This window comes from Amycolatopsis roodepoortensis, assembly GCF_024628825.1.
Taxonomy (GTDB): domain Bacteria; phylum Actinomycetota; class Actinomycetes; order Mycobacteriales; family Pseudonocardiaceae; genus Amycolatopsis; species Amycolatopsis roodepoortensis.
The window spans coordinates 6,794,930-6,815,141 of the sequence record NZ_CP102415.1 but is presented as its reverse complement, the minus strand read 5'-3'; the positions used below and the strand labels follow the sequence as shown (position 1 = coordinate 6,815,141).

Sequence of the window (20,212 nt, the reverse complement as noted above, 5' to 3'; positions counted from 1 at the left end):
CCAGGTAGCATCATCGTGAAAGCTATTTTGCTTTGCAAGCAAAGCCTCTTTGCTTGCAAAGGTATCCAGGAGGGTGGCCGGTGTCAACCGAGGACATGGAAGTCGACGACGCCGTGCGGGCTTTGCTGCTGCTCATGCCGCGGATGGTCGGGCGCGCGAAGCGGATCAAGATCCCCGAAGAGCTCCAGTCGCTGTCACTGGCTCCGCGTCACCTGTCCCTGTTGTCGTACCTGCTCTTCGACGGGCCCATGACGGTGAACGAACTGGCCGAACGGCTCGAGGTCGCCCCGACCACGGTGAGCCTGATGGTCGGCGAGCTGACCAAGAAGGACGTGCTCGACCGGCGCGAGGACGAAGCGGACCGGCGGCGGCGGATCGTCGCGATCGCCGAGCGGATGCGGCCCGCGATCGACGGCTGGCTCGCGCAGGGCGCCCGCGCCTGGCAGAAGGCGCTCACGCCGTTGGCCCCGGCCGAACGGCGCCTGTTCATCGATACCCTGCGCGCCTACGAAGACGGACTGACCGACTAGGCCGTGTCCTGCAAGTCATGTTCGCGGTCTCCGCGCCCAGGCGCTCCCTGACGGCACGGGCGGGCTCGGCCGAGTACGACCCGGTACGAGGCCGACCCACCCGCACCGTCAGGAACCACCTGGATCACGAAGCCCATCGAACAGACTTACAGGACACGGCCTAGGAGGAGCGGTGCGGCCTGCGTGTCGACGGGATGGGACTGCATCCGCCCGCCTCGGCGACGACCGTCCGCGTCCGCGGCGGCGAGGCACTGCTCACGGACGGTCCGTTCGCCGAGACGAAGGAACAGATCGGCGGGATCGACATCCTCGAACGCGACAGCCGTGAACAGGCCGTCGAGGCGGCGAAGAGCCACCCGTGGGCCGCGATCGGCACGATCGAGGTCCGCGAACTGCTCTAGGTGATCCGTACGGTGACCTGGTTGTCGGTGTAGGTGTAGGCCACGTATTCGAATTCGACGCCGGTGCGTTCGACGTACTCCAGCCACGCCTTGTACTCGTGCCGCTGCCAGCCGGGATAGTTGAAGAACTCGTCGAAATGCACGATGCTGCCCGACCGCAGCCGCGGGCCGACCAGATCGAGCACGGTTTTCGCGGAGCTGTACAGATCTCCGTCCACGTGAAGGAAGTCGACGACGCCTTCGTGCCGCTCGAGAAAACCGGGAAGCGTGTCCGCGAAAAGGCCGACGACGAGTTCGGCGCCGGGGACGTCCGGCAGGTCGTCGCGCGCGAACGAACCGGCGGGCATCCCGTTGAGCCAGTTCTCCGGTAATCCTTGGAACCAGTCGAATCCGTAGGTCTCGACACCACCACGGGCCCTGGCGATCGCGCCCAGTGTGTTCCCGGTCGCGACGCCGAATTCGAGGGCCATTCCTCCGGACGGGGCAAGGGAAAGCGCGTACGCGAGCGTCTCTTCCGGACTCGCGAAATGCTTGGTCCCGGTCAGCTGCTCACGGGCGAAACGATTGCTGTCCTTTGCCGCGTCCTGGTCGCCAGCGTAGATGATGTCGCGACGGCTCCGGATTTCGAACTCGACGATCCGATCGAAACAGCGATCCCCCTGCCGGACGATCTCTTCGCGCAGTTCCGCGACGACCCGTTCCAATTCCTCCGTATAAGGATCATGGAATCGGCGGGCGAGCCGGTGCAGGCCCCGGCCGAGCGTGCCACGGGCCGACCGGCCCAAGGTTTTCAGGGCTGAATGGGGTACCAGGTGACGCATCCCGGGACGATACACCAGGGCCATCCGGGTGAACGGGACCGGAACGTGCGGGGTCGGTTTCGTTGCGGTAACCGAGGGGTCCGCTCCTAGCATCGGGATCACCGCCGGCATTCGGTTGCCGGCACGGGAAAAGGGAGCACGATGAGCAGGATCGTCATCTTCGGGGCGGGCGGACGCGGCGGGCGCCGGGCCGTCGCCGAAGCCGTGAGCCGCGGGCACCGGGTCACCGCCGCGGTGCGGGATCCCGGCCGCCACAAGGATCTCGCCGGGGACAACGTCACCTTGACCGCCGCCGACGTCACCGTCGCGGACGACGTCGCGAAGGCCGCCGCCGGGCACGACGCCGCGATCAGTTCCATCTACCGCGCGGATCTCCCGTCACGCGAGTACTACCCGGCCGCCGCGCACGCGCTGATCGACGGCCTCGGCCGGGCCGGTGTCGCGAGACTGGTGGTCGTCGGCGTCGGGTCGGCGCTGGAGATCGCCCCGGGCGTCGCTTTCCACGACCAGCCGGGCTGGCCGCCCGAACACCGCGAGTTCTCGCTCGGGCACACGGCGGAACTGGAGGTCTTCCGTGCGTCCGGCGAAGGACTCGACTGGGTGGTCGTCGCGCCGCCGCCGGTGATGCTCGACGAGCACGCCGGGCGCACGGGCGAGTACCGCAGCGGGGACCACCGGGTGCTGCCGCGCGCGGCGGACGCGGGGCCGTTCTCCTACGCGGATCTCGCGGTCGCGCTGGTCGACGAGATCGAGCGGCCGAAGCATTCCCGGGTCATGGTCGCGATCGACCACTGACGGTGGCCTGGACTGTTCGGAGATGATGTCGCGAAAGCCACTTTCGGGACACCAGGCGTCTCGAAAGTGGCTTTCGCGACACGGTCGCCGGCACCCCAAGTACTTTCGCGCCGCGGTCGCCGGCACCCCAAGTACATGAAGGCCCCCTTCACTGCGTCTAGCGCAATGAAGGGGGCCTTTATGTACCTCGGGGCCAACGTGGGACTAGCGCTCCGGCGCGTCGCCGCCGTTCTGCTCGGCCAGGAACCGCTCGAACTCTTTGCCCAGCTCCTCGGCGGTCGGCATGTGCTCGACCGATTCCGCGAGCAGGCTCTCCTTGCCGGACGCCTCCATGAACGTGTCGTACTGCTGCTCCAGCGCGCGCACGACGTCGGCGACCTTCTCCGATCCGGCGACCTGGCGGGCGATCTCGGCCTCCGCCTCGTGCGAGGCCTCACGCAGGTCGCCGTCCGGCAGGTTCAGCCCGGTCGCCGCGGCGACGGCGCCGAGCAGGTTCAGCGCGGCGCTCGGGTACGTCGAGTCCGCCAGGTAGTGCGGCACGTGCGCCGCGAATCCGGACGCGTCGTGCCCCCACTCGCCGAGGCGGAACTCCAGCAGCCCGGCGATACTGCCCGGCACCTGCATCCGGTTGGGCAGCGGACGGTGCTCGCCGACGAGTTCGTTCCGCGTCGCGTGCGCGGTCACGCCCAGCGGGCGGGTGTGCGGCGCGCCCATCGGGATGCCGTGGAAACCGGTGGTGAGCCGGACGTCCCAGCGTTCGACCAGCCCGCGCACGGCCGCGCAGAACCGCTCCCAGTCGTGATCCGGTTCCGGCCCGGTGAGCAGCAGGAACGGCACGCCGTCGGCGTCGTGCAGCAGGTGGACGACCAGTTCGGGGGCGTCGTAGGCCTCCCAGTGGTCGATGGAGTAGGTCATCGCCGGGCGGCGCGAGCGGTAGTCGATGAGGCGATCGACGTCGAACCGCGCGATCACCCGGTGCTCGGAGGAGTTCAGGAGCTGCTCGGCGACGAGCTTGCCCGCCGAACCCGCGTCCATGAATCCGTCGAAGTAGTGCAGGAGCACGGCCCCGCCGAGGTCAGGGACGTCCGAGTCCACCTCGTACAGGTCTTCCGGGTCCAGCGCCACCAGATCCTCCAGGTTTCGTGGGTACGACCGTCCACCGATGCCAACGCCCCGATAGGGGGTATCCATTCCGCCGACGGTGGCTTGGATCCTATCGGTCCGTGACAGCCGTCGTGGGCGGTCCGCACGGACGTGGTGCAGGGTGGAGGGGTGACAGAAGAGACGCTCGGCCTGCGCCCGCCCGCCAATCGGGTGAGCAGGCGCGCCATCGGCTACTGGACGGTGTGGGCCGCGGTCGGCTGGGTGATCCTCATCGCGGCGCAGACGGTGTTCGTCCTCACGAGCGACGACGCGCCGACGTGGCTCACGGTGACCTTGACGATCTCCTGCGTGATCGCGCCGCTGCATCTGCTGGTCATGCCGCAGTGGCGCTACCGGATCCACCGCTGGGAGGTCACCGGCGAGGCCGTGTACACCCAGGAAGGCTGGCTCAGCCAGGACTGGCGGATCGCGCCGATCTCGCGGATCCAGACCGTCGACATCGAACGCGACCCGGTCGAGCAGCTGTTCCGGCTGGCGAAGATCACCGTGACGACGGCGTCGGCCGCGGGCCCGGTCAAGATCGCCGGTCTCGACCACACCGAAGCGCTGAAGCTGGCCGCGGAGCTCACGAAGACCACTCAGGCCACTCCCGGTGACGCGACGTGAGCACCGAGGCGCTCCCGGACGCCGGCGGCCAGTGGCACCGGCTCGACCGCCGGATGCTGCTGATCCGCCCCGTGCTCGACGTCGTGAAATCGCTGCCGGTGCTGATCGGGACGGTGATCCTCGGCCGGGGCAACGGCTGGGAATGGTTCGGGCTCGGCGTCACCGCGCTGACCGTGTTCGTCGGGGTCTCGCACGTGCTCACCTCGCGGTACCGCATCGCCGACGGTCAGGTGGAATGGACCACCGGCCTGTTGCTGCGCAAACATCGCGCGATCCCGCTGGACCGGGTGCGCACGGTCGACGTCACCTCGGAACCCAAGCACCGCCTGTTCTCCCTCAGCGCCGTGCGCATCGGCACCGGACGGCATTCACCCGCCCAGGGCGCGAACGGCGACCAGCTGGTGCTCGACGCCGTCAGCCGGACCGAGGCCGACCGGCTGCGCACGGTCCTCTTGCACCGCAAGGAGATCACCACCGAAGCCGAGGCGCCGCCGCCCGAGCAGGTCGTGGCGGAGGTCGACCGCAGGTGGGTGCGGTACGCGCCGTTCACCCTGTCCGGGCTCGCCGTGGTGGGCGCGATCTTCGCCGCGGTCTGGCATTTCGCGCATCAGCTGAACATCGCCCCGGAGAACGTCGGCCCGCTGCGGGATCTCCTGGACGATCTGGCGAACACGGCGGTGTGGCTGATCGTGGTCGTGGCGGCGGTCGCCCTGCTCGTGGTCGTCTCCCTGCTTTCCGTCGGCGGCTACGTGCTGTCGTTCTGGAACTTCAAGCTCACCCGGGAGACGGAAGGCACGCTGCACGTCCGGCGCGGGCTGATCACCACGCGGTCGGTGTCCATCGCAGAAGAACGGCTTCGCGGCGTCGAGGTGAAGGAGCCGCTGCCGCTGCGGATCGCGGGCGGGGCGCGGCTCACCGCGATCGTGGGCGGGTTGCGTGAGGGCAAGGGCGGGGACAAGGGAGGTGGGCTGCTCCTGCCGCCCGCGCCCGTGGGCCGGGTCCACGAGGTCGCGGCCGAAGTGCTGCGGGAGAACTTCGACCCGGCCACCGTCCCGCTCGACCGGCATCCCCGGCGGGCGCTGACCAGACGGCTCACCCGCGCGGTCGGCGGCGTGCTGATCCTGGCGGCCGCCCTCTTCGGCCTGGCGTGGATCGATTTCCTGCCGTCCTGGATGTGGCAGGTCGCGCTCGGCCTGGTCCCGCTCGCCGCGCTGGTGGGCTGGGACCGCTACCGCAACCTCGGCCACGCGATCGTCGGGCGGTACCTGGTCAGCCGGTCGGGTTCACTGGCACGGGCGACGGTGGCGATCCGGCGCGAGGGCCTCACCGGCGTCGTCGTCAGCCGCTCGTTCTTCCAGCGCCGCGCCGGATTGATCACCGTGACGGCCCCGATCGCGGCGGGCAAGGGCGGCTACCGGGTGGTCGACGTCGGCGAATCGGCCGGGCTGGCGATGGCGGAGCAGGCGGCGCCAGGTCTCCTCACGCCGTTCCTGCGCCGGGAGGTTCAGCGGTAGCCGGTGACGTCCGCGGGAAGGCCGGGATCCTGGACCTCGACGAGATAGCGCCAGCAATCGGGACGGCTGCCGTCGAGGTCGGTGAATCCGTATTCCTTCGCCAATTCGCCACTGGACACCGATTTCCCGTTCCAGCGGGCGACTTCCGCGTCACCGGCCAGTGCCGCGACCGCCCTGCCGACGAACGCCGGGCTTTCAGAAATGGCGAAATGCGGCTGCACCTTCGTCGCGTCCCGCCAATTCTCTTCGGTCACCCGATAAGCGTCGAGCATCGCTTCGGAACGCAACCAGCCCGGCGTGACGGCGACCGCGGTACCGCCATGCGGCGCCAATTCGTGCCCGAGCGCGAACGCCATCCGGTTCACCGCGGTCTTGGCGAGATCGTAGAAGAACGAAACCCGGTAGTTCTCCGAGTTGTACGCGGCGGTGCCGTCGTTGACCTCGACGACCAGCGCGCCCGGATTCCTGATCATGAGTGGAAGCGCGAAATGGCTGGTGATGGCGTGGGTGTCGATCGCGAGCCGCAGGGTCCGCAGTCCGACGTCCAGAGTGGACTCCCAGACCGACTTTCCCCATTCGATGGGCGCCCCGTAGATGTCGTTGACCAGCACGTGCAACGCACCCTGTTCGGCGTCGATCCGTTCCACCAGTTCGCGGACCTCGTCCGCCGCCAAATGGTCCACGGCGATCGCGATCCCGCGTCCGCCCGCCTCGTCGACGAGCGCCGCCGTCTCCTCGATCGTCTCCGGGCGGTTCATTTCCGATCGCCGGGAACCGGTACTGCGACCGGTCACGTAAACGGTCGCGCCCGCGGCGCCCAGCTGGACCGCTATTCCCCGCCCTGCCCCGCGAGTCGCCCCGGCGACCAACGCGATCTTGCCGGTCAATGGCTTTCCCATGGGCCGAACCTAGCAAGAAGTCCGCTTGTTCGTTGACCAAAGACCCTGGTCCGCAATTCACACAATGTGCTAGTTTCTTGACTCTTCGTGATTCTCCGGCGAGAGGTCGAGATGACGCCTGCCGCACGATCCGTGAACCCCACCGCCCCGCCGAAACGCACCCCCGGCGCCAGCAGCTCGCGCAAAGTACTGCAGCTGCTGCTCTCCTTTTCCGAACGCCGCTGGGACGCGAGCGTCGCCGAACTCGCGGCGAGGATCGGCACCCCGGTCGCCACGACCTATCGCTATGTCGCGCTGCTGAAGGAACTCCAGCTCCTGGAGGAGGGCAGGACGGGGCGCTATCACGTGACGAGCCAGGTGATGCCGCTCGCGCGGGCCGCGCAGCTGGCCAACGACCTCGCCCGGCTGGCCCGTCCGGCGATGGAGGAGGCGGCCCGCGACCTCGGCGAGACGGTGCTGCTGTTCCAGCATTTCGGTGAATCCGCGGTCTGCGCGGACCGGGTCGAATGCGAACGCGCGATGCGTTTCACCTTCCAGCCGGGGCATTCCGTCCCGCTCGGCACCGGCGCGTCGGGCAAGATGCTGCTCGCGATGCTGCCGGAGGGCGAACGCGAAAGACGCCTTTCGTCGATCGTCCAGCGCCGCGGCCCGAGCGTGCGGGAAGAGGTCAAACGCGCCGGGGCGAACCGGTTCGCGGTCAGCTGGGGCGAGCTGGACGACGGCGTCTGGTCGTGTTCCGTGCCGATCCCGAGCACCGGGCACCGGCCCGCGGTGCTGACACTGGCCGCCCCCGCCACCCGGATCGGTGACGACGCGAAGCGGGCCGCCATCGTCGCGCTCCAGTCGTACGCGAGCCGGATCCACCGCGCCGTTTCGTCGTTCGCCCTCTGATCACGCGTGTCGTCCGCCTGATCACGCGTGTCGTCCGCCTGGTCACGCGTGTCGTCCATCCCGTCACGGGAACCTCGCCGCTAATTCACGCGCCCCACGCGCCGCGGCGGGGTAGAACTCGAACCGTGATCCGACTCGCTACCCCCGACGACCTGCCCGCACTCCAGGAGATCGAACGCGCCGCCGGCGAACCGTTCCGCGCGCTCGGCATGGCCGCGATCGCCGACGACGACCCGCCGTCGATCGCGGACCTCACGGCCTTCCAGCGCGCGGACCGGGCCTGGGTGTGGGACGCGGGCGACGGACCGGTGGCGTACCTGCTCGCCGAGATCGTCGACGGCCACGGCCATATCGAGCAGGTGTCCGTCCATCCGGATCACGCGCGCCGGGGCCTCGGGCGGCGGCTGATCGAGCACGCCGCGGAGTGGGCTTCGCGCGAAGGGCTCGCCGGGCTGACGCTGACGACGTACGCCGAGGTGCCGTGGAACGCGCCGTACTACGCCCGGCTCGGCTTCGTGACGCTCGACGACGAGAGCCTCACAGACGGTCTGCGAGCCGTCCGGGACCACGAAATCGCCCGCGGCCTGGACGCGTGGCCGCGGGTGACCATGCGGAGATGACCCGCCCGGGGGGTCGGATTGGCGACGGGCATCGAACATGTGTTCTACTGTCGGCGCCGGTCCCGGAGGGGGAAGCTCCGCGGGCCGGCACCGGACTTCAGGGAGGCACGGATGGCCGTCAAGATCACCCATCTCACCAATGGGCAGCAGGTGCGCTTCGCCAACGCGGACGGCGCCCGGCGCTACGCCGAGATCATCGGCGGCGGGGTCGACAAATGGCGGTTCACCGTGGTCAGCGGGCACGACCGCCCGGAATTGTCGGGGCGGGTCGTTAATGTGCCGGTATGGCGTATGACTTCCAGGTGACGGTGGACTCCGCCCGTCCGCACGCCCTCGCGGACTGGTGGGCCGAGATGCTCGGGTGGCGGGTCGAGGAGAGCAACGAGGAGTTCATCCGCGAGATGGTCTCCGCGGGTTACGCCGCCGAAGAAGCGACGACCACGCACAACGGTGTCCTGGTGTGGAAGGACGGCGCGGCGATCGTCCATCCGGAGACCGGGCAGCGGTTCCTCTTCCAGCTGGTGCCCGAGGGGAAGACGGTCAAGAACCGGCTGCACCTCGACATCCGGATGGGGGCGGGCAGGATCGAGGCCGAGCTCGAGCGGCTGACCGCGCGCGGCGCGACGTTCCTGCACCGCGGCAAGCAAGGGCCCGCCGAGTGGATCACGATCGCGGACCCGGAGGGAAACGAACTCTGCCTCTCCTGAGGCGGGCCTGCGAGGGCCCGCCACTGGGGGTGTCATGAAGGGACCTGGTCCCGTCGGCTGTGCCCTTCATGACCGAGCGCGCGGCCCTCGTGCGCGTCGCGCCTCGCGTGAGGCGTGACAGTCGTGGGTGTTCCCCGGTCGTTCCGGCGGCCCGGGAACACCCACGACGATCCGGCTACCGGTCCGCTCGCCAGATCCGGCTGCGCAGGTCGGCGCCGCGGATCACCTGGATCCGCCACGGCGTCAGGCGAAGCACATGCAGCCGCGGGTCGGACGGTGCCTGCCAGAAATTGCCGAGCGGGTAGCCGGCGCCGCGCGGGCTGGTCTTGCGGTACAGGTCCCACACATGCTCCTTGACCGAGGGCTCGTTGTCCCAGACGGCCACCGCGTCGATCGCCACCGAGTTGTTCCCCGGTGCCCAGTAAGAGAAATTGGTATGCGGGTTGCCTTCGAGATGGGCAGCCTTCACCGGCGTCCGAAAGGTGGCCAGCCAGCCGAGCGGACGGCCGTCGACCTTTTCCCACACCGGGATGAGCACGCGGGTTCGCGGGCGGTTCTGGGCGTCGACGGTCACCATCGTGGCGTAGTTGATGGCTCCCACGTAGCTGTCGAACTCGGCTTCCAGCTCACCGAAGTCCCGGGTCGTCGTGCTCATGCGGCGCTCCTGAAGGATTCGACGGCGCGCGAGAGGCTGGCCGCGCCGTGTCCGGCCGCGATCTGCCGGTCGATCAGGTCCTTGATCGGGAGCAGGGTGTCCGGCGGGACGTCCAGCGCCCGGCTGGCGCGGATGATCGTGCTCAGCCCCGCCTGGTTCATCGCCAGGCTGGACTCGCCACCGGTGTAACCGCCGCGGTCGATCTCCTCGGCGAAGGTGGTCAGCGCCGGAAACGAATCCGTCAGCCAGGACAGCAGCATCGGCGTCAGCTCGGTGGCGCGCACCCCGGCCGCCGACGCCATCGCCGTGGCGTGCAGGAAACCGCCGATCATGCCGTACATCCCGGCCAAGATGGCGACGTCGTAACCCGACGCGAGACCGGCGTCGGCGCCGAGGAAAGTGCCTTTACCCAACAGCTCCAGCGTCGGCTGCCAGCGCTGGTGAACCTCCTGGGCGCCGCTGTAGCTGATCGACGATCCTGCGGTGCCGATCGTCTGCGGCACCGCGTAGACGGCTCCGTGCAGGTACCGCGCGCCGTGCTCGGCGGCCCAGGTGGCCAGCTCACGCGCGTCCTCCGGCCCGCCGGAGGTGACGTTGACCAACGCGCGCCCGGCGACGGCATCGCCCGCCGTCGTCAGGACCTGCCGGGCGACGGTGGCATCGAGCAGCGCGACGAGCACGAGGTCGCTCGACGCGATCGCCTCCGCGGCCGTGGCCGCCGCCGTCGCCCCGGCGGCGACGAGCGCGTCCGCCTTGGCGGCGTCGCGGTTCCAAACGGTCGTGGGAATCCCTTGGCGCAAGAAGGTTTCGGCCAGCGCGTGGCCCAGGTTGCCGAGGCCGATCACGGCGACTCGGTCAGGTGTCGTACTCATGTGACCAGCCTCGTGGCCGGCACTTCCCGCTGCCAGTGACACTGATGACCGGAAGCACCAAATTCGTGCCATAGGCTGTGCCCATGAGCGCTGGTTCGGTCGCCCTGGTCGTCCCCGACGAGATCGGGATCGCCTTCTGGGACCTGTACGAGGTGAGCATCCCCGCCACCGTTTTCGGGATGCCCCAGCCCGATCTCGCCGATCCCTGGTACGACCTGCGGCTGTGCGGAACCGGCGACCGGTCCGAGGCGGCGGCTCCCGGGTTCGCGCTGCGCACCCCGTACCGGCTCGACGACATCGTCGGCGCCGACACCGTCATCGTGTCGTCGGTACCGGACGAGGTCCTCAGCGACGGCGCGCCGGTCTCCCCCGAGCTGATCAGCGCGTTACGGCGCGCCCACGACGCGGGCGCGCGGATGGTCTCGCTGTGCTCCGGCGCCTTCGCGCTCGCCGAGGCCGGGCTGCTCGACGGCCGTCGGGCGACCTCGCACTGGATGCACACCGCGGCGCTGGCCGAGCGGTTCCCCGAGGTCGAAGTCGACGACTCCGTGCTCTACGTGGACGACGGCGACGTGCTCACCAGCGCCGGGATGACCGCCGGCCTCGACCTGTGCCTGCATCTGGTCCGGCGCGACCTCGGGGCGCACGTGGCCAACCAGCTGGCCCGCCGGATGGTCGTGCCCGCGCACCGGCCGGGCGGACAGGCCCAGTTCATCGATCTTTCCGTTCCCGCCACCGACGACCAGGGGCTGGCACCGGTGCTCGACTGGGCGAGGGCCCATCTCGACCGGCCGTTGACGATCGAAGATCTCGCCCGGCGCGCCATGATGAGCCGCCGGACCTTCTACCGGCGCCTCCAGCAGGCGACCGGCACGACACCGCTCCAATGGCTGCTGACCCAGCGGCTTTCCCGGGCGCAGAGCCTGCTGGAATCGACCGCCCTGCCGGTGGAGCGGATCGCGGAGCTCAGCGGTCTCGGTACCGCGAACAACCTGCGCCACCACTTCCTGAAACAGGTCGGCGTCTCGCCCGGCGCGTACCGGAACGCGTTCCCGCGGCAGCCACCGGTGGCCGCCGCCGCGGGATGACAGCCGCCAGATGGTGTCCTGGAAGTCCTGTCACGGCCTCGGTCGCCGCGGTCGTGAGTGGCGTTTCGGGTTCTAACCCGAAACGCCACTCACGACCCGGCACCAGCGGACTCGCAGGACACCTGGCCTAGGCGAGCTTGTCCAGCGCACGCGGCAACGCCGTCGTGAGCAGGTCGAGCTCGGCCTCGCCCGCGATCAGCGGCGGCGACACCGCGATCCCCTTGGCGAGGTTCCGCACGAGGACGCCTTCGTCCCGCGCCAGCCGCTGCAACCGGTTCGCCGCGCCGGGGTTCGCCTCGATGACTTCGGCCTTCAGCTCGACCGCGCCGAGGAAGCCGAGGCCGGCCCGGACCTCCGCCACCAACGGATGCGAAGCGAGCCCGGAAAGCGCGTCCGCCAGCGGTTTCTCCAGTTCCCGCCCGCGCGGGATCAGCCCGTCGCGCTCGTAGATGTCCAGTGTCGCGTTCCCCGCGGCGCAGGCGACCGGATGCCCGGCGTAGGTCGCGCCGTGCCGCAGCACCGGCGCACCGGGCGAACCGGTGAAGAACGGCTCGGCCACCCTCGGCGCGACGATCAGCGCGCCCAGCGGGATCGTGCCGCCGGTGATGCCCTTCGCGGTCGTGATCATGTCCGGTTTCACCGCCCACCGGTCGATGCCGAACCAGGTGCCCAGCCGCCCGAACGCGGCGATCACGCAGTCCGCGACGAACAGCACGTCGTGCTTGCGGCAGATCCCGGCGACCGTCTCGATGTACCCGTCCGGGGGAAGGAGGACGCCGCCCGCGCCGATCACCGGTTCGCAGAAGAACGCCGCGACCCGCTCCGGCCCGACCCGCAGGATCTCGGCTTCGAGCGCTTCGGCGCTGTCGTAGGGGACGTGCGAGATGTCGCCCGGCAGCGGCCCGAAGCCCGCCGCGTTGGCCGCGATGCCGCCGACGGCCGTGCCGAAGCCGTGGGTGCCGTGGTAGCCCTGCACCCGGCCGATGACGTGCACCTTCTCCGGGCGCCCGGTGTGGGCGAAGTACGAACGGGCGATCTTGACGGCGGTGTCGATGACGTCGCCGCCGCCCGACCCGAAGAACACCTTCGAGCCCGGTTCGGGTGCCAGCGCGGAGACGCGCTCGGCGAGCTTCAACGCGGGCTCGTTGGCGTTGTAGCCGAACAGGTTGTACGAGTCGAGCGTCCGCAACTGGTCGGCGACGGCGAGCGCGATCTCCTCGCGCCCGTGCCCGAAGTTCGCGTACCAGAGCGACGCCGTCGCGTCGAAGTACCGCTCGCCTTCGTCGTCCCAGACGTAGGAACCCTCACCGCGGGTGATGACGAGCCGGTCGCCGTCGACCGCTCCCATGTCCGCGAAGGGGTGCCACAACGGATTGCGCGCGGACGCCGACGAAACCATGATCTTCCTCCTCGTGCTCGTGCCCCCATCCTCACCCGGATCCGGCCGGAACGCGAACACTCCATCGTGCACAGTTCGCGCCGCGGACTTGTCCGGCTTGTCGGCCCGGTCGGCGGCCGTGTCGCGAAAGCCACTTTCGGGACATCCCACGTCTCGAAAGTGGCTTTCGCGACACGCGCCCGAACCACCTGGGCAGGCCGCCGACGTTGCGAAAGCCACTTTCGCAACCTTCAACGTTGCGAAAGTGGCTTTCGCAACGCGCGAAAAAGCGCCCTCACGACTCCCGTCGGTCGTAAGCCGCCAGAAGCTGCTTCTCCGCATCCCGCAGGTACTTCTCCAGCGCCGTCTCAGCGGGCCCGAACCGCCCTCGCTCCAGATCCCGCAGGATCCGCTCGTGCCGTTCCAGGAACGGCTCGAAGAACGCACGCGTGTTCTCCGCCAGCACGAAGAAGAGCCGCGTCTCCGCCAGCACCTGGCGCATCGTCGTGCTGACCCGCTCGCTGCCCGCCAGATCCCCCAACGCCTGGTGGAACGCGATACTCGCGGTCCCGACGGCCTGCCAGTCGCCTTCACCGGCCGCGGCACGGCCCTCCCGGACCGCCGCCGCGACCGCCGAAAGGTCCACAGTGGACCGCTCGGCCGCGCGCCGCAGCGCACCGCATTCGGTGACCCGACGCATCACGTAGAGATCCGAGATGTCCTGCGCGGTCAGCTCCCGCACGAACACGCCGCGGTTGAGTTCGTGCACCGCGAGCCGTTCGTGCGCCAGCAGCTGGAAGGATTCGCGCAGGGTGTTGCGCGAGACGCCCAGCGCGGCGCTGATCGACGGTTCCGAAAGCCTCGACCCGGGCGGGAACACGCCTTCGGTGATGCGCTGGCGCAGGATCTCGGCGACCCGTTCCGCCGTCCCGCTCCGTTCGAGCAGGGGTCTGTCGCGGGCCAGCGTCTCCTCGGCGGCGGATGTGGACATGGCGCTACCTGACACCGAGTTCGAAGTCGAGGCTGTACCGGTTGCCCGGCATGGCACCGGCGGCCTTGGCGCCGTCGATGGGAAGCGCGACCCCGTTGACGAAGCGCGACTCGTCGCTGGCCAGGAAAACGACCGCTTTCGCGACCTCCCACGCCTCGCCGACCCGCGCCGCCGGCGTGCTCGCGGTCAGCTGGTGTTGCTTGGCTTCGAAGTCCTCCGGCGACGCGAGGGTGCCGCGCAGCATGTCCGTGTCGATCGCGCCCGGGTTGACCGTGTTCGCACGGATCCCCTGGTGCGCGTGCGCGACGGCGATCGACTTCGTCAGGCCGACCAGCGCGTGCTTGGTGGCGTTGTACACCGGGTCGCCGGGGCGGCCCATCACCCCGCCGTTCGACGACGTCGTGATGATGCTGCCCGCCTTGTTCGCGATCATGTGCGGCAGCACCGCTCGAGTGCCGAGGAAGGCCGCGCGCACGTTCAGCGCGAAGATATTGTCGAACTCCGCCAGCGTGGTGTCCACCAGTGGTTTCCCGAGGTGGATGCCGACGTTGTTGAACAGAACGTCGATCCGCCCGGTTTCGGCGGCCACACCGCGCACGAACTCGTCGACCTGTCCTTCGTCGGTGGCGTCCACAAGGGAGTGACGGGCGCCTTCGACCGATTCCGCGGGTTCGCGGATGTCACTGGAGAACACGGTCGCGCCCTCGGCGACGAACTCCTTCACGGTGGCGAGGCCGATACCCCTCGCGCCCCCGAAGACCACCGCGACCTTGCCTGCCAGCCGGCCCATGCTCATTTCCTCCCTCTCAGCGAAACCGCTGTGTAGTCCTCCGGAAGGCGCACCAGCGCCTCGGGATCCCCGTGATAGGTGACTTCGACGCCGTACAGTTCACGCGCCGCTTCCACCGAGACGTACCCGTCGACGACGTCGGCGAGTACGGCCTCCGGATCGCGCTCGCGGGGATCACCGTGCCCGCCGCCGCCCGGCAGGATCACGTTCACCACGTCGTCGGGCCGCAGGTTCACCCGGCTCTTCGACGGCAGGGCCCCGCGGGCGAGCTCGAACCGGCCCACCGCGCCGTCGTGTCCCGAGTCCACACCGGACGCCGGCCGGCGCACCCGGTCGATGTTCCCGTTGACACTCCAGGAGATCGTGCCGCGGGCGGCCATGGTGGTGCACTGGCCGAGGCCGCCACGCCATTTCCCGGCGCCGCCGGAGTCCGTGCGCAGCACGCGTTCGCGCTGGATCAGCGGGGCCATCGTCTCGATGACCTCCGTCGGCGTCGACCGCAGCCCGCTCGGGAATCCGGTGGTACCGAGACCGTCCTTTGTGGATCGCGCGCCGATCCCGCCGGTCTGGAAGACGTTGAGCATGAACTCGCGACCCTCGGCGTCGGCGCCACGCCAGATCGTCATCCACAACGCGTCCGCGCTGTGCGCCATGGCGTTCCCCGGCAGAGCCGTGATCAGTAGCGAAGGCAGGAAGTGCCCGATCAGGTGCCGGGACGCGACCGGCGCGGGCGGCGTGCAGTTGAGCACCGAGCCCTCCGGCGCGGTGACGTGCACCGGCCGGAACGAGCCCGCGTTGTGCGGCACCTCCGGCGAGATCGCCGCCTTGATCGCGAACGACGCGTACGCCCGGGTGTAGTTCAGGACGACGTTGATCCCGCGGCGGCTCTGCGGCGACGACCCCGCGAAATCGAGGTGGATGTCCTCGCCGTCGATGGTCACGGCGACCTTGAGGACGATCTCTTCGTCGTCGAACCCGTCGGTCACCAGCTCGCTGGTATAGGTGCCGTCCGGCAGTTTCGCCAGCGCGTCCCGCAGCGCCCGCTCGGAGCGGTTCATGATCTCCGCGGCGACGTCGTCCAGGGAATCGAGCCCGAACTCCTCCAGCAGCCGCACCAGGCCCGCCGCGCCGACCTCGTTGCCGGTGACCTGGGCGTACAGATCGCCGATGGTCTCCTCCGGAGTGCGCACGTTGGCACGGATCAGCAGTTCGAGATCCGCGTTGACCACGCCCGCGCGGAGGAATTTCATGATCGGCAGGCGCAGTCCCTCTTCGAAGACCTCGTTGGCCTCGGCGGAGACCAGCCGCCCGCCGATGTCCGGGGCGTGGCAACAGGAAGCGAACCAGGCGACCAGCCGTCCCCGCAGGAACACCGGCGTCGCGACGGTGATGTCGTTGATCTGCCCGGCCGTCTGCCACGGGTCGTTGGTGAGCAGGACGTCGCCGGGCTCCAGTGTCTCCGGCGGGTACGCGGCGACGAAATGCCGCATGCCGGTCGCCATCGCGTTGATATGGCCCGGTGTCCCGCCGACGGACTGGCCGATCATCTCGCCGCGGGAGTCGAACACCGCGCAGGCGAGGTCGAGCGATTCCCGCACCACGGACGAGAAGGCCGTGTCCACGAGCGCGTTCTGCTGTTCGGCCAGGATGGAGTGCAGCCGGTTTCCCAGCACCCCCACCAGGATCGGGTCGACGCTCATACCGTCACCACCAGACTGGCGTCCGCGCCGACGACACAGCGCGCACCCGGCGGAACGACCACGGTGGACTCGCGTTCCTCCACGATGGCCGGCCCCTCGACGCGATCACCCGGCTTGAGCCGGTACCTGTCGAACACCGCCGTGTCGACAAATCCACCTTCGCCGGGGAAGTACGCGGGGCGGCTCCCCTTGCGCGCGTCGCCCTCGGCCTCGGCGCCCGCGAGTTTCAGCGTGACCTCGGGCGTGGGACCACTGGAGACGACGCGCCAGTTCAGCACCTCGATCGCGACGTCCGGCCCGGCCCGCCGGTACAGCGTCCGATAGGTCTCGGTGAACGCGTCGATGAGCGACTCCGGCCAGCTCCCCCGTCCGACCGGCACGCGGATCTCGTAACCCTGCCCGGAATACCGCATCTCGGCGATCCGGCGGTGCGTCACGTCGGAACCGTCCACACCGGACTTCTCCAGGAGCTCCGCGCCCTCGGCCTCCATCTCGGCGAACCGCGCGTCGACCTGTTCCCAGGAAATGTCCAGTACCGCGGAGCGCGCCGAACGCACGAAGTCGAAAGCCAGTGGCGCGGTGAGGAATCCCGCCGCGCTGAGCACTCCGGCGGCGGGCGGCGCGACCACCTCCGGCGCGCCGAGCGCCCTCGCCACACCGACGCCGTGCACCGGGCCGGCGCCACCGAAAGTGAACATCGGGAGCTTCGCCGGATCCTTGCCGCGCTCGACGGCGTGGACGCGGGCCGCGTTCGCCATGTCCTCGTTGACGCTGGTGTGGATACCCCAGGCCGCCTCTTCGACGCTGACACCGAGCGGTCCGGCGATCTTCGAGCGGATGGCCTCGCGCGCGCCTTCGAGATCCAAAGTCATTCCGCCACCGAGGAAATACCCCGGGTCCAGATAACCGAGCACGAGGTCGGCGTCCGTCACGGTCGGCTCGGCACCGCCTCGCCCGTAACAGACCGGTCCGGGCTCGGACCCCGCCGAATCCGGGCCGACGGTGAGCAGGCCGAGCGCGTCGATCCGCGCGATCGAGCCGCCACCGACCCCGATCTCGATCATGTCCGTGACCGGAACCTTGACCGGCAGCCCGGAACCCGGCAGCAGCCGGTACTTCCGGTCCACTTCGAACTCGTGCGTCACCAGCGGTGCGCCATCGGAGATCAGGCACAGTTTCGCCGTCGTGCCACCCATGTCGAAGGCCAGCAGATCCTCGACACCGGCCGCGGCACCGATCGCGGACGCGGCCAGCGCCCCGCCCGCCGGACCGGATTCGAGGATGCGGATCGGGTACCGCGCGGCGGTGTCCACCGTCGCGATTCCCCCGTTGGACAGCATGATGTGCGGCGACGGCCGCACCCCGGCCTCGTGCAGGCGCCTTTCCAGATCACGCAGATAACGTTCGGTGAGATCCTGGACGTAGACGCATCCGACGGTGGTCGACATTCGCTCGAATTCGCGGATCTCGGGGACGACCTCGCTGGAGAGCGCGACCCGCAGCCGGGGCGCGACCTCCCGCAGCACCTCGGCGGCGCGTCTTTCGTGCGCGGGATTCGTGAAGGCGTGCAGGAAACAGATCGCCACCGCGTCGATGCCCCTGGCGTCGAGCTCCCGGCCGAGCCGCGCGACGTACTCCTCGTCCAGTCCTGTGTGGACGGTACCGTCGGCGAGGATCCGCTCGGGGATATCGAACCGCAGGTGCCGTGGCACCAGCGGGGCGGGCAATTCGATGAGCAGGTCGTACAGTTCGTACCGGTGCTCGCGCCGCATCTCCAGCACGTCGCGGAAACCGGCGGTCGCGAGCAGCGCCGTGCGAGCACCTTTGCGTTCGATCAGCGCGTTCGTCACCAGCGTGGTGCCGTGCACGAACTGCTCGACGTCTCCCGCGTCCAGCCCGGCGTCGGCGAGTGTCCTCTTGAGACCTTCCTCGACCGCGCGGGCCGGTTCGTCGTGGGTCGTCAGCACCTTGCCGACCGCCACGAGACCGGTGCCGTCGAGCACGCAGAGATCGGTGAACGTGCCGCCGATGTCCACGCCGACGCGGAGCCCGGTCACGGGGATTCCTTGCGGTACCAGCGCGGCGAGGTGTTGAGCGGCGGTGCCATCTTCGCGCGCACGACCAGCACGTTGGGCTCGTCGGACTCGACGAATTCACCGAGCAGCCGCCGGAACGCCCGCCCGAACCCGGAAACCCGGTCCGCGTGTACGCCGAAGGCCCTCGCCAGGCCGACGAAATCGGGACTGTCCCAGTCGACCCCTCGACGCGGCAATCCCGCGCGATCCTGGTCGTACCGGAGCATCCCGTAGCCGCCGTCGTCGACGAGGATCACCGTGACCGGCAACTGTTCCTGCGCCAGCGTGTGCAGATCGCCGCAGCCGAACAGGAAACCGCCGTCACCGCTGACGCAGATCGCGCGGCCGGCGCCCGCGGCACTCGCGCCGAGCGCGGCGGGGAAGCCGTAGCCGAGGGTGCCCCAGCCCATCGGGTACGCGAGCTTGCGCGGCGCGCGGACGCGATGGAACCCGCCGATCCAGTACCCGGCCACGCACATGTCCGCGACCACGACCGCGTCGGGCGGCAACACCTCATCCAAAGTAGACAGAAGGTCCGCGGCCTGTGGTTCCTCCTCCTTGATCCGCCGCCGTACCCGGGCGGAGACCTTGGCGAGCCTGCCGACGAGTGCCGCGATACCCGGCCGTTCCTCGACCTTCAGCGCCTCGACGAGCACTCTGGCGTCACCGACCAGCGTGATGTCCGGCTGGTAGTTCTTGGCCGCGTCGTCTGGGTCGACGTTGATCGCGATGAGTTTCTTCGGCTTCGGCATCAGCCAGTTCTGCGTCATCAGCCCGTCGAAGTCGGTGCCGATCGCGAGGACGACGTCGGCCTCGTCCCACAGCGCGCCAACCTCGGGCGCGTGCACCGGATTCGGGGCGAGACAGGGATGATCGACCGGCAGCAGCCCGCGGGCGCCGAACGTGGTGAGCACCGGCGCGGCCAGCCGTTCGGCGAGTTTCCCGATCGCCTCACCCGCCTCGGCGCGCAGCGCGCCGCCGCCCGCCCAGATCAGCGGTCGGTCGGCGGTGGCCAGGAGCGCCTCGGCCTCGGTGAGATCCGGGATCTCGGCGGGCCGGGCGTGCGACCGCGGCGGACGGCGCGCGGGCGTCCGCTCGGACAGGAAGTCGGCCGGGATGCCGAGGTAGACCGGCCCGCTCTGCGGCTGGAGCGCGAGCCGGGCCGCGCGGTGGAGGGTGGCGGCGACCTGGTCGGCGCTGGTGACGGTGAACCCCGCCTTGGTGACCGGCGCGAACATCGCCTGCTGGTCCGACGTCTCGTGCAGCACGCCGCGGACCACGCCCGGCCGCCGCAGCGTGGACGGGATGTCGGTCGCGATGATCAGCACCGGCGCGGCCGACGCCATGGCCTCGCCGACGGCGGCGAGCGTGTTCGCCGCGCCGGGCCCCGTGGTCACCAGCGCGACGCCGAGCTTGCCCGTCGCGCGGGCGTAGCCGTCGGCCGCGTACCCCGCCGTCTGCTCGTGCCGGACCCCCACCAGCCGGATGTCCGTATCGGCCAGCGCCTCCCATAACGGCAGGTTGTGCACCCCGGGGAGACCGAAGACGACTTCGGTCCCCAGAGCGGTCAGCGCGTCGGCGAGATGCTGGGCTCCGGTGGGTGCAGGCACCCCGCCGATAGTGCCAGATCGTTCAACGATCCAGCAACCGGCCACTGCGCGTGAAGGCCCCCTTCCCTCGGCTGAGCCGAGGGAAGGGGGCCTTCACGCGCAGCC

General features: G+C 69.7%; 21 protein-coding genes. 10 read left to right on the top strand and 11 right to left on the bottom strand.

The window, feature by feature from the left end:
* Nucleotides 1-95: 95 nt before the first annotated feature.
* Nucleotides 96-530 (top strand): MarR family transcriptional regulator, encoded by a 435-nt coding sequence (locus tag NQK81_RS32640; RefSeq protein WP_257489895.1) that lies wholly within the window; start codon nt 96-98, stop codon nt 528-530.
* A gap of 194 nt (nt 531-724) precedes the next feature.
* Nucleotides 725-931 carry a YciI family protein gene (locus NQK81_RS32635; protein WP_257484532.1) on the top strand — a complete coding sequence of 69 codons (207 nt, stop codon included), beginning with the start codon at nt 725-727 and terminating at the stop codon, nt 929-931.
* Here NQK81_RS32635 and NQK81_RS32630 read toward each other — a convergent pair.
* The gene (locus NQK81_RS32630; RefSeq protein ID WP_257484531.1) at nt 928-1,752 is read right to left on the bottom strand and encodes a class I SAM-dependent methyltransferase; all 825 of its coding nucleotides are present in this window, start codon (nt 1,750-1,752) and stop codon (nt 928-930) included. The two genes, NQK81_RS32635 and NQK81_RS32630, sit on opposite strands and share 4 nt — an antisense overlap.
* A gap of 141 nt (nt 1,753-1,893) precedes the next feature.
* On the opposite strand from NQK81_RS32630, the gene NQK81_RS32625 reads away from it, so the two are divergent.
* Nucleotides 1,894-2,547 (top strand): NAD(P)-dependent oxidoreductase, encoded by a 654-nt coding sequence (locus NQK81_RS32625; RefSeq protein ID WP_257484530.1) that lies wholly within the window; start codon nt 1,894-1,896, stop codon nt 2,545-2,547.
* 204 nt (nt 2,548-2,751) lie between these two features.
* Here NQK81_RS32625 and NQK81_RS32620 read toward each other — a convergent pair whose 3' ends face one another.
* Nucleotides 2,752-3,672, bottom strand: a complete 921-nt coding sequence (locus NQK81_RS32620) for a proteasome assembly chaperone family protein (protein WP_126735650.1) — start codon at nt 3,670-3,672, stop codon at nt 2,752-2,754.
* A 147-nt stretch (nt 3,673-3,819) separates the two neighbouring features.
* Between NQK81_RS32620 and NQK81_RS32615 the strand changes: the two genes are divergently transcribed.
* Nucleotides 3,820-4,317: a PH domain-containing protein gene (locus tag NQK81_RS32615; RefSeq protein WP_126735651.1), complete on the top strand. Its 498-nt coding sequence runs from the start codon at nt 3,820-3,822 to the stop codon at nt 4,315-4,317.
* Nucleotides 4,314-5,831 (top strand): PH domain-containing protein, encoded by a 1,518-nt coding sequence (locus NQK81_RS32610; RefSeq protein ID WP_257484529.1) that lies wholly within the window; start codon nt 4,314-4,316, stop codon nt 5,829-5,831. Before NQK81_RS32615 ends, NQK81_RS32610 begins: the two co-directional genes overlap by 4 nt.
* Here the strand turns inward: NQK81_RS32610 and NQK81_RS32605 are convergent.
* Nucleotides 5,822-6,730 (bottom strand): SDR family oxidoreductase, encoded by a 909-nt coding sequence (locus NQK81_RS32605; protein WP_257484528.1) that lies wholly within the window; start codon nt 6,728-6,730, stop codon nt 5,822-5,824. The genes NQK81_RS32610 and NQK81_RS32605 overlap by 10 nt on opposite strands.
* A 111-nt stretch (nt 6,731-6,841) precedes the next feature.
* On the opposite strand from NQK81_RS32605, the gene NQK81_RS32600 reads away from it, so the two are divergent.
* The 4 genes from NQK81_RS32600 to NQK81_RS32585 all read left to right on the top strand — a co-directional run bounded on the left by NQK81_RS32600 (nt 6,842) and on the right by NQK81_RS32585 (nt 8,948).
* A complete protein-coding gene (locus NQK81_RS32600; protein WP_306856070.1) occupies nt 6,842-7,621 on the top strand; it encodes an IclR family transcriptional regulator in 780 nt (259 codons plus the stop codon).
* Nucleotides 7,622-7,746: 125 nt separating this feature from the next.
* The gene (locus NQK81_RS32595) at nt 7,747-8,241 is read left to right on the top strand and encodes a GNAT family N-acetyltransferase (protein ID WP_257484526.1); all 495 of its coding nucleotides are present in this window, start codon (nt 7,747-7,749) and stop codon (nt 8,239-8,241) included.
* Between the two features lie 111 nt (nt 8,242-8,352).
* On the top strand, nt 8,353-8,547 hold the full coding sequence (locus tag NQK81_RS32590) for a hypothetical protein (protein ID WP_020631236.1): 195 nt from the start codon (nt 8,353-8,355) through the stop codon (nt 8,545-8,547).
* A complete protein-coding gene (locus NQK81_RS32585; RefSeq protein WP_257484525.1) occupies nt 8,526-8,948 on the top strand; it encodes a VOC family protein in 423 nt (140 codons plus the stop codon). Before NQK81_RS32590 ends, NQK81_RS32585 begins: the two co-directional genes overlap by 22 nt.
* Nucleotides 8,949-9,123: 175 nt before the next feature.
* Here the strand turns inward: NQK81_RS32585 and NQK81_RS32580 are convergent, their stop codons facing one another.
* Both NQK81_RS32580 and NQK81_RS32575 read right to left on the bottom strand, forming a co-directional pair.
* On the bottom strand, nt 9,124-9,603 hold the full coding sequence (locus NQK81_RS32580; RefSeq protein WP_257484524.1) for a pyridoxamine 5'-phosphate oxidase family protein: 480 nt from the start codon (nt 9,601-9,603) through the stop codon (nt 9,124-9,126).
* Nucleotides 9,600-10,475 (bottom strand): NAD(P)-dependent oxidoreductase, encoded by an 876-nt coding sequence (locus NQK81_RS32575; RefSeq protein WP_257484523.1) that lies wholly within the window; start codon nt 10,473-10,475, stop codon nt 9,600-9,602. The genes NQK81_RS32580 and NQK81_RS32575 overlap by 4 nt, the downstream gene beginning before the upstream one ends.
* Nucleotides 10,476-10,558: 83 nt before the next feature.
* On the opposite strand from NQK81_RS32575, the gene NQK81_RS32570 reads away from it, so the two are divergent.
* Nucleotides 10,559-11,563 carry a GlxA family transcriptional regulator gene (locus NQK81_RS32570; protein WP_257484522.1) on the top strand — a complete coding sequence of 335 codons (1,005 nt, stop codon included), beginning with the start codon at nt 10,559-10,561 and terminating at the stop codon, nt 11,561-11,563.
* Nucleotides 11,564-11,690: 127 nt separating this feature from the next.
* Here NQK81_RS32570 and NQK81_RS32565 read toward each other — a convergent pair whose 3' ends face one another.
* The 6 genes from NQK81_RS32565 to NQK81_RS32540 form a co-directional block, all read right to left on the bottom strand.
* Nucleotides 11,691-12,962, bottom strand: a complete 1,272-nt coding sequence (locus NQK81_RS32565) for an aminotransferase family protein (RefSeq protein ID WP_257484521.1) — start codon at nt 12,960-12,962, stop codon at nt 11,691-11,693.
* A gap of 274 nt (nt 12,963-13,236) precedes the next feature.
* Nucleotides 13,237-13,932: a GntR family transcriptional regulator gene (locus NQK81_RS32560; RefSeq protein WP_126735657.1), complete on the bottom strand. Its 696-nt coding sequence runs from the start codon at nt 13,930-13,932 to the stop codon at nt 13,237-13,239.
* A 4-nt stretch (nt 13,933-13,936) separates the two neighbouring features.
* Complete coding sequence (locus NQK81_RS32555) at nt 13,937-14,722, bottom strand: SDR family NAD(P)-dependent oxidoreductase (protein ID WP_257484520.1); 786 nt, start codon at nt 14,720-14,722, stop codon at nt 13,937-13,939.
* Between the two features lie 2 nt (nt 14,723-14,724).
* Nucleotides 14,725-16,422 carry a hydantoinase B/oxoprolinase family protein gene (locus tag NQK81_RS32550; protein WP_257484519.1) on the bottom strand — a complete coding sequence of 566 codons (1,698 nt, stop codon included), beginning with the start codon at nt 16,420-16,422 and terminating at the stop codon, nt 14,725-14,727.
* Nucleotides 16,419-18,479, bottom strand: a complete 2,061-nt coding sequence (locus NQK81_RS32545; protein ID WP_257484518.1) for a hydantoinase/oxoprolinase family protein — start codon at nt 18,477-18,479, stop codon at nt 16,419-16,421. Before NQK81_RS32545 ends, NQK81_RS32550 begins: the two co-directional genes overlap by 4 nt.
* Nucleotides 18,476-20,107, bottom strand: a complete 1,632-nt coding sequence (locus tag NQK81_RS32540; RefSeq protein ID WP_257484517.1) for a thiamine pyrophosphate-binding protein — start codon at nt 20,105-20,107, stop codon at nt 18,476-18,478. The genes NQK81_RS32545 and NQK81_RS32540 overlap by 4 nt, the downstream gene beginning before the upstream one ends.
* Nucleotides 20,108-20,212: the final 105 nt, after the last annotated feature.

What these genes read in the sequence shown, in the direction of transcription:
- NQK81_RS32640 (WP_257489895.1), top strand. Translation starts at nt 96, where the DNA reads ATGGAAGTCGACGACGCCGTGCGGGCTTTGCTGCTGCTCATGCCGCGG.
- NQK81_RS32635 (WP_257484532.1), top strand. Translation starts at nt 725, where the DNA reads ATGGGACTGCATCCGCCCGCCTCGGCGACGACCGTCCGCGTCCGCGGC.
- NQK81_RS32630 (WP_257484531.1), bottom strand. Translation starts at nt 1,752, where the DNA reads ATGCGTCACCTGGTACCCCATTCAGCCCTGAAAACCTTGGGCCGGTCG.
- NQK81_RS32625 (WP_257484530.1), top strand. Translation starts at nt 1,894, where the DNA reads ATGAGCAGGATCGTCATCTTCGGGGCGGGCGGACGCGGCGGGCGCCGG.
- NQK81_RS32605 (WP_257484528.1), bottom strand. Translation starts at nt 6,730, where the DNA reads ATGGGAAAGCCATTGACCGGCAAGATCGCGTTGGTCGCCGGGGCGACT.
- NQK81_RS32600 (WP_306856070.1), top strand. Translation starts at nt 6,842, where the DNA reads ATGACGCCTGCCGCACGATCCGTGAACCCCACCGCCCCGCCGAAACGC.
- NQK81_RS32590 (WP_020631236.1), top strand. Translation starts at nt 8,353, where the DNA reads ATGGCCGTCAAGATCACCCATCTCACCAATGGGCAGCAGGTGCGCTTC.
- NQK81_RS32585 (WP_257484525.1), top strand. Translation starts at nt 8,526, where the DNA reads ATGGCGTATGACTTCCAGGTGACGGTGGACTCCGCCCGTCCGCACGCC.
- NQK81_RS32580 (WP_257484524.1), bottom strand. Translation starts at nt 9,603, where the DNA reads ATGAGCACGACGACCCGGGACTTCGGTGAGCTGGAAGCCGAGTTCGAC.
- NQK81_RS32575 (WP_257484523.1), bottom strand. Translation starts at nt 10,475, where the DNA reads ATGAGTACGACACCTGACCGAGTCGCCGTGATCGGCCTCGGCAACCTG.
- NQK81_RS32570 (WP_257484522.1), top strand. Translation starts at nt 10,559, where the DNA reads ATGAGCGCTGGTTCGGTCGCCCTGGTCGTCCCCGACGAGATCGGGATC.
- NQK81_RS32565 (WP_257484521.1), bottom strand. Translation starts at nt 12,962, where the DNA reads ATGGTTTCGTCGGCGTCCGCGCGCAATCCGTTGTGGCACCCCTTCGCG.
- NQK81_RS32560 (WP_126735657.1), bottom strand. Translation starts at nt 13,932, where the DNA reads ATGTCCACATCCGCCGCCGAGGAGACGCTGGCCCGCGACAGACCCCTG.
- NQK81_RS32555 (WP_257484520.1), bottom strand. Translation starts at nt 14,722, where the DNA reads ATGGGCCGGCTGGCAGGCAAGGTCGCGGTGGTCTTCGGGGGCGCGAGG.
- NQK81_RS32550 (WP_257484519.1), bottom strand. Translation starts at nt 16,422, where the DNA reads ATGAGCGTCGACCCGATCCTGGTGGGGGTGCTGGGAAACCGGCTGCAC.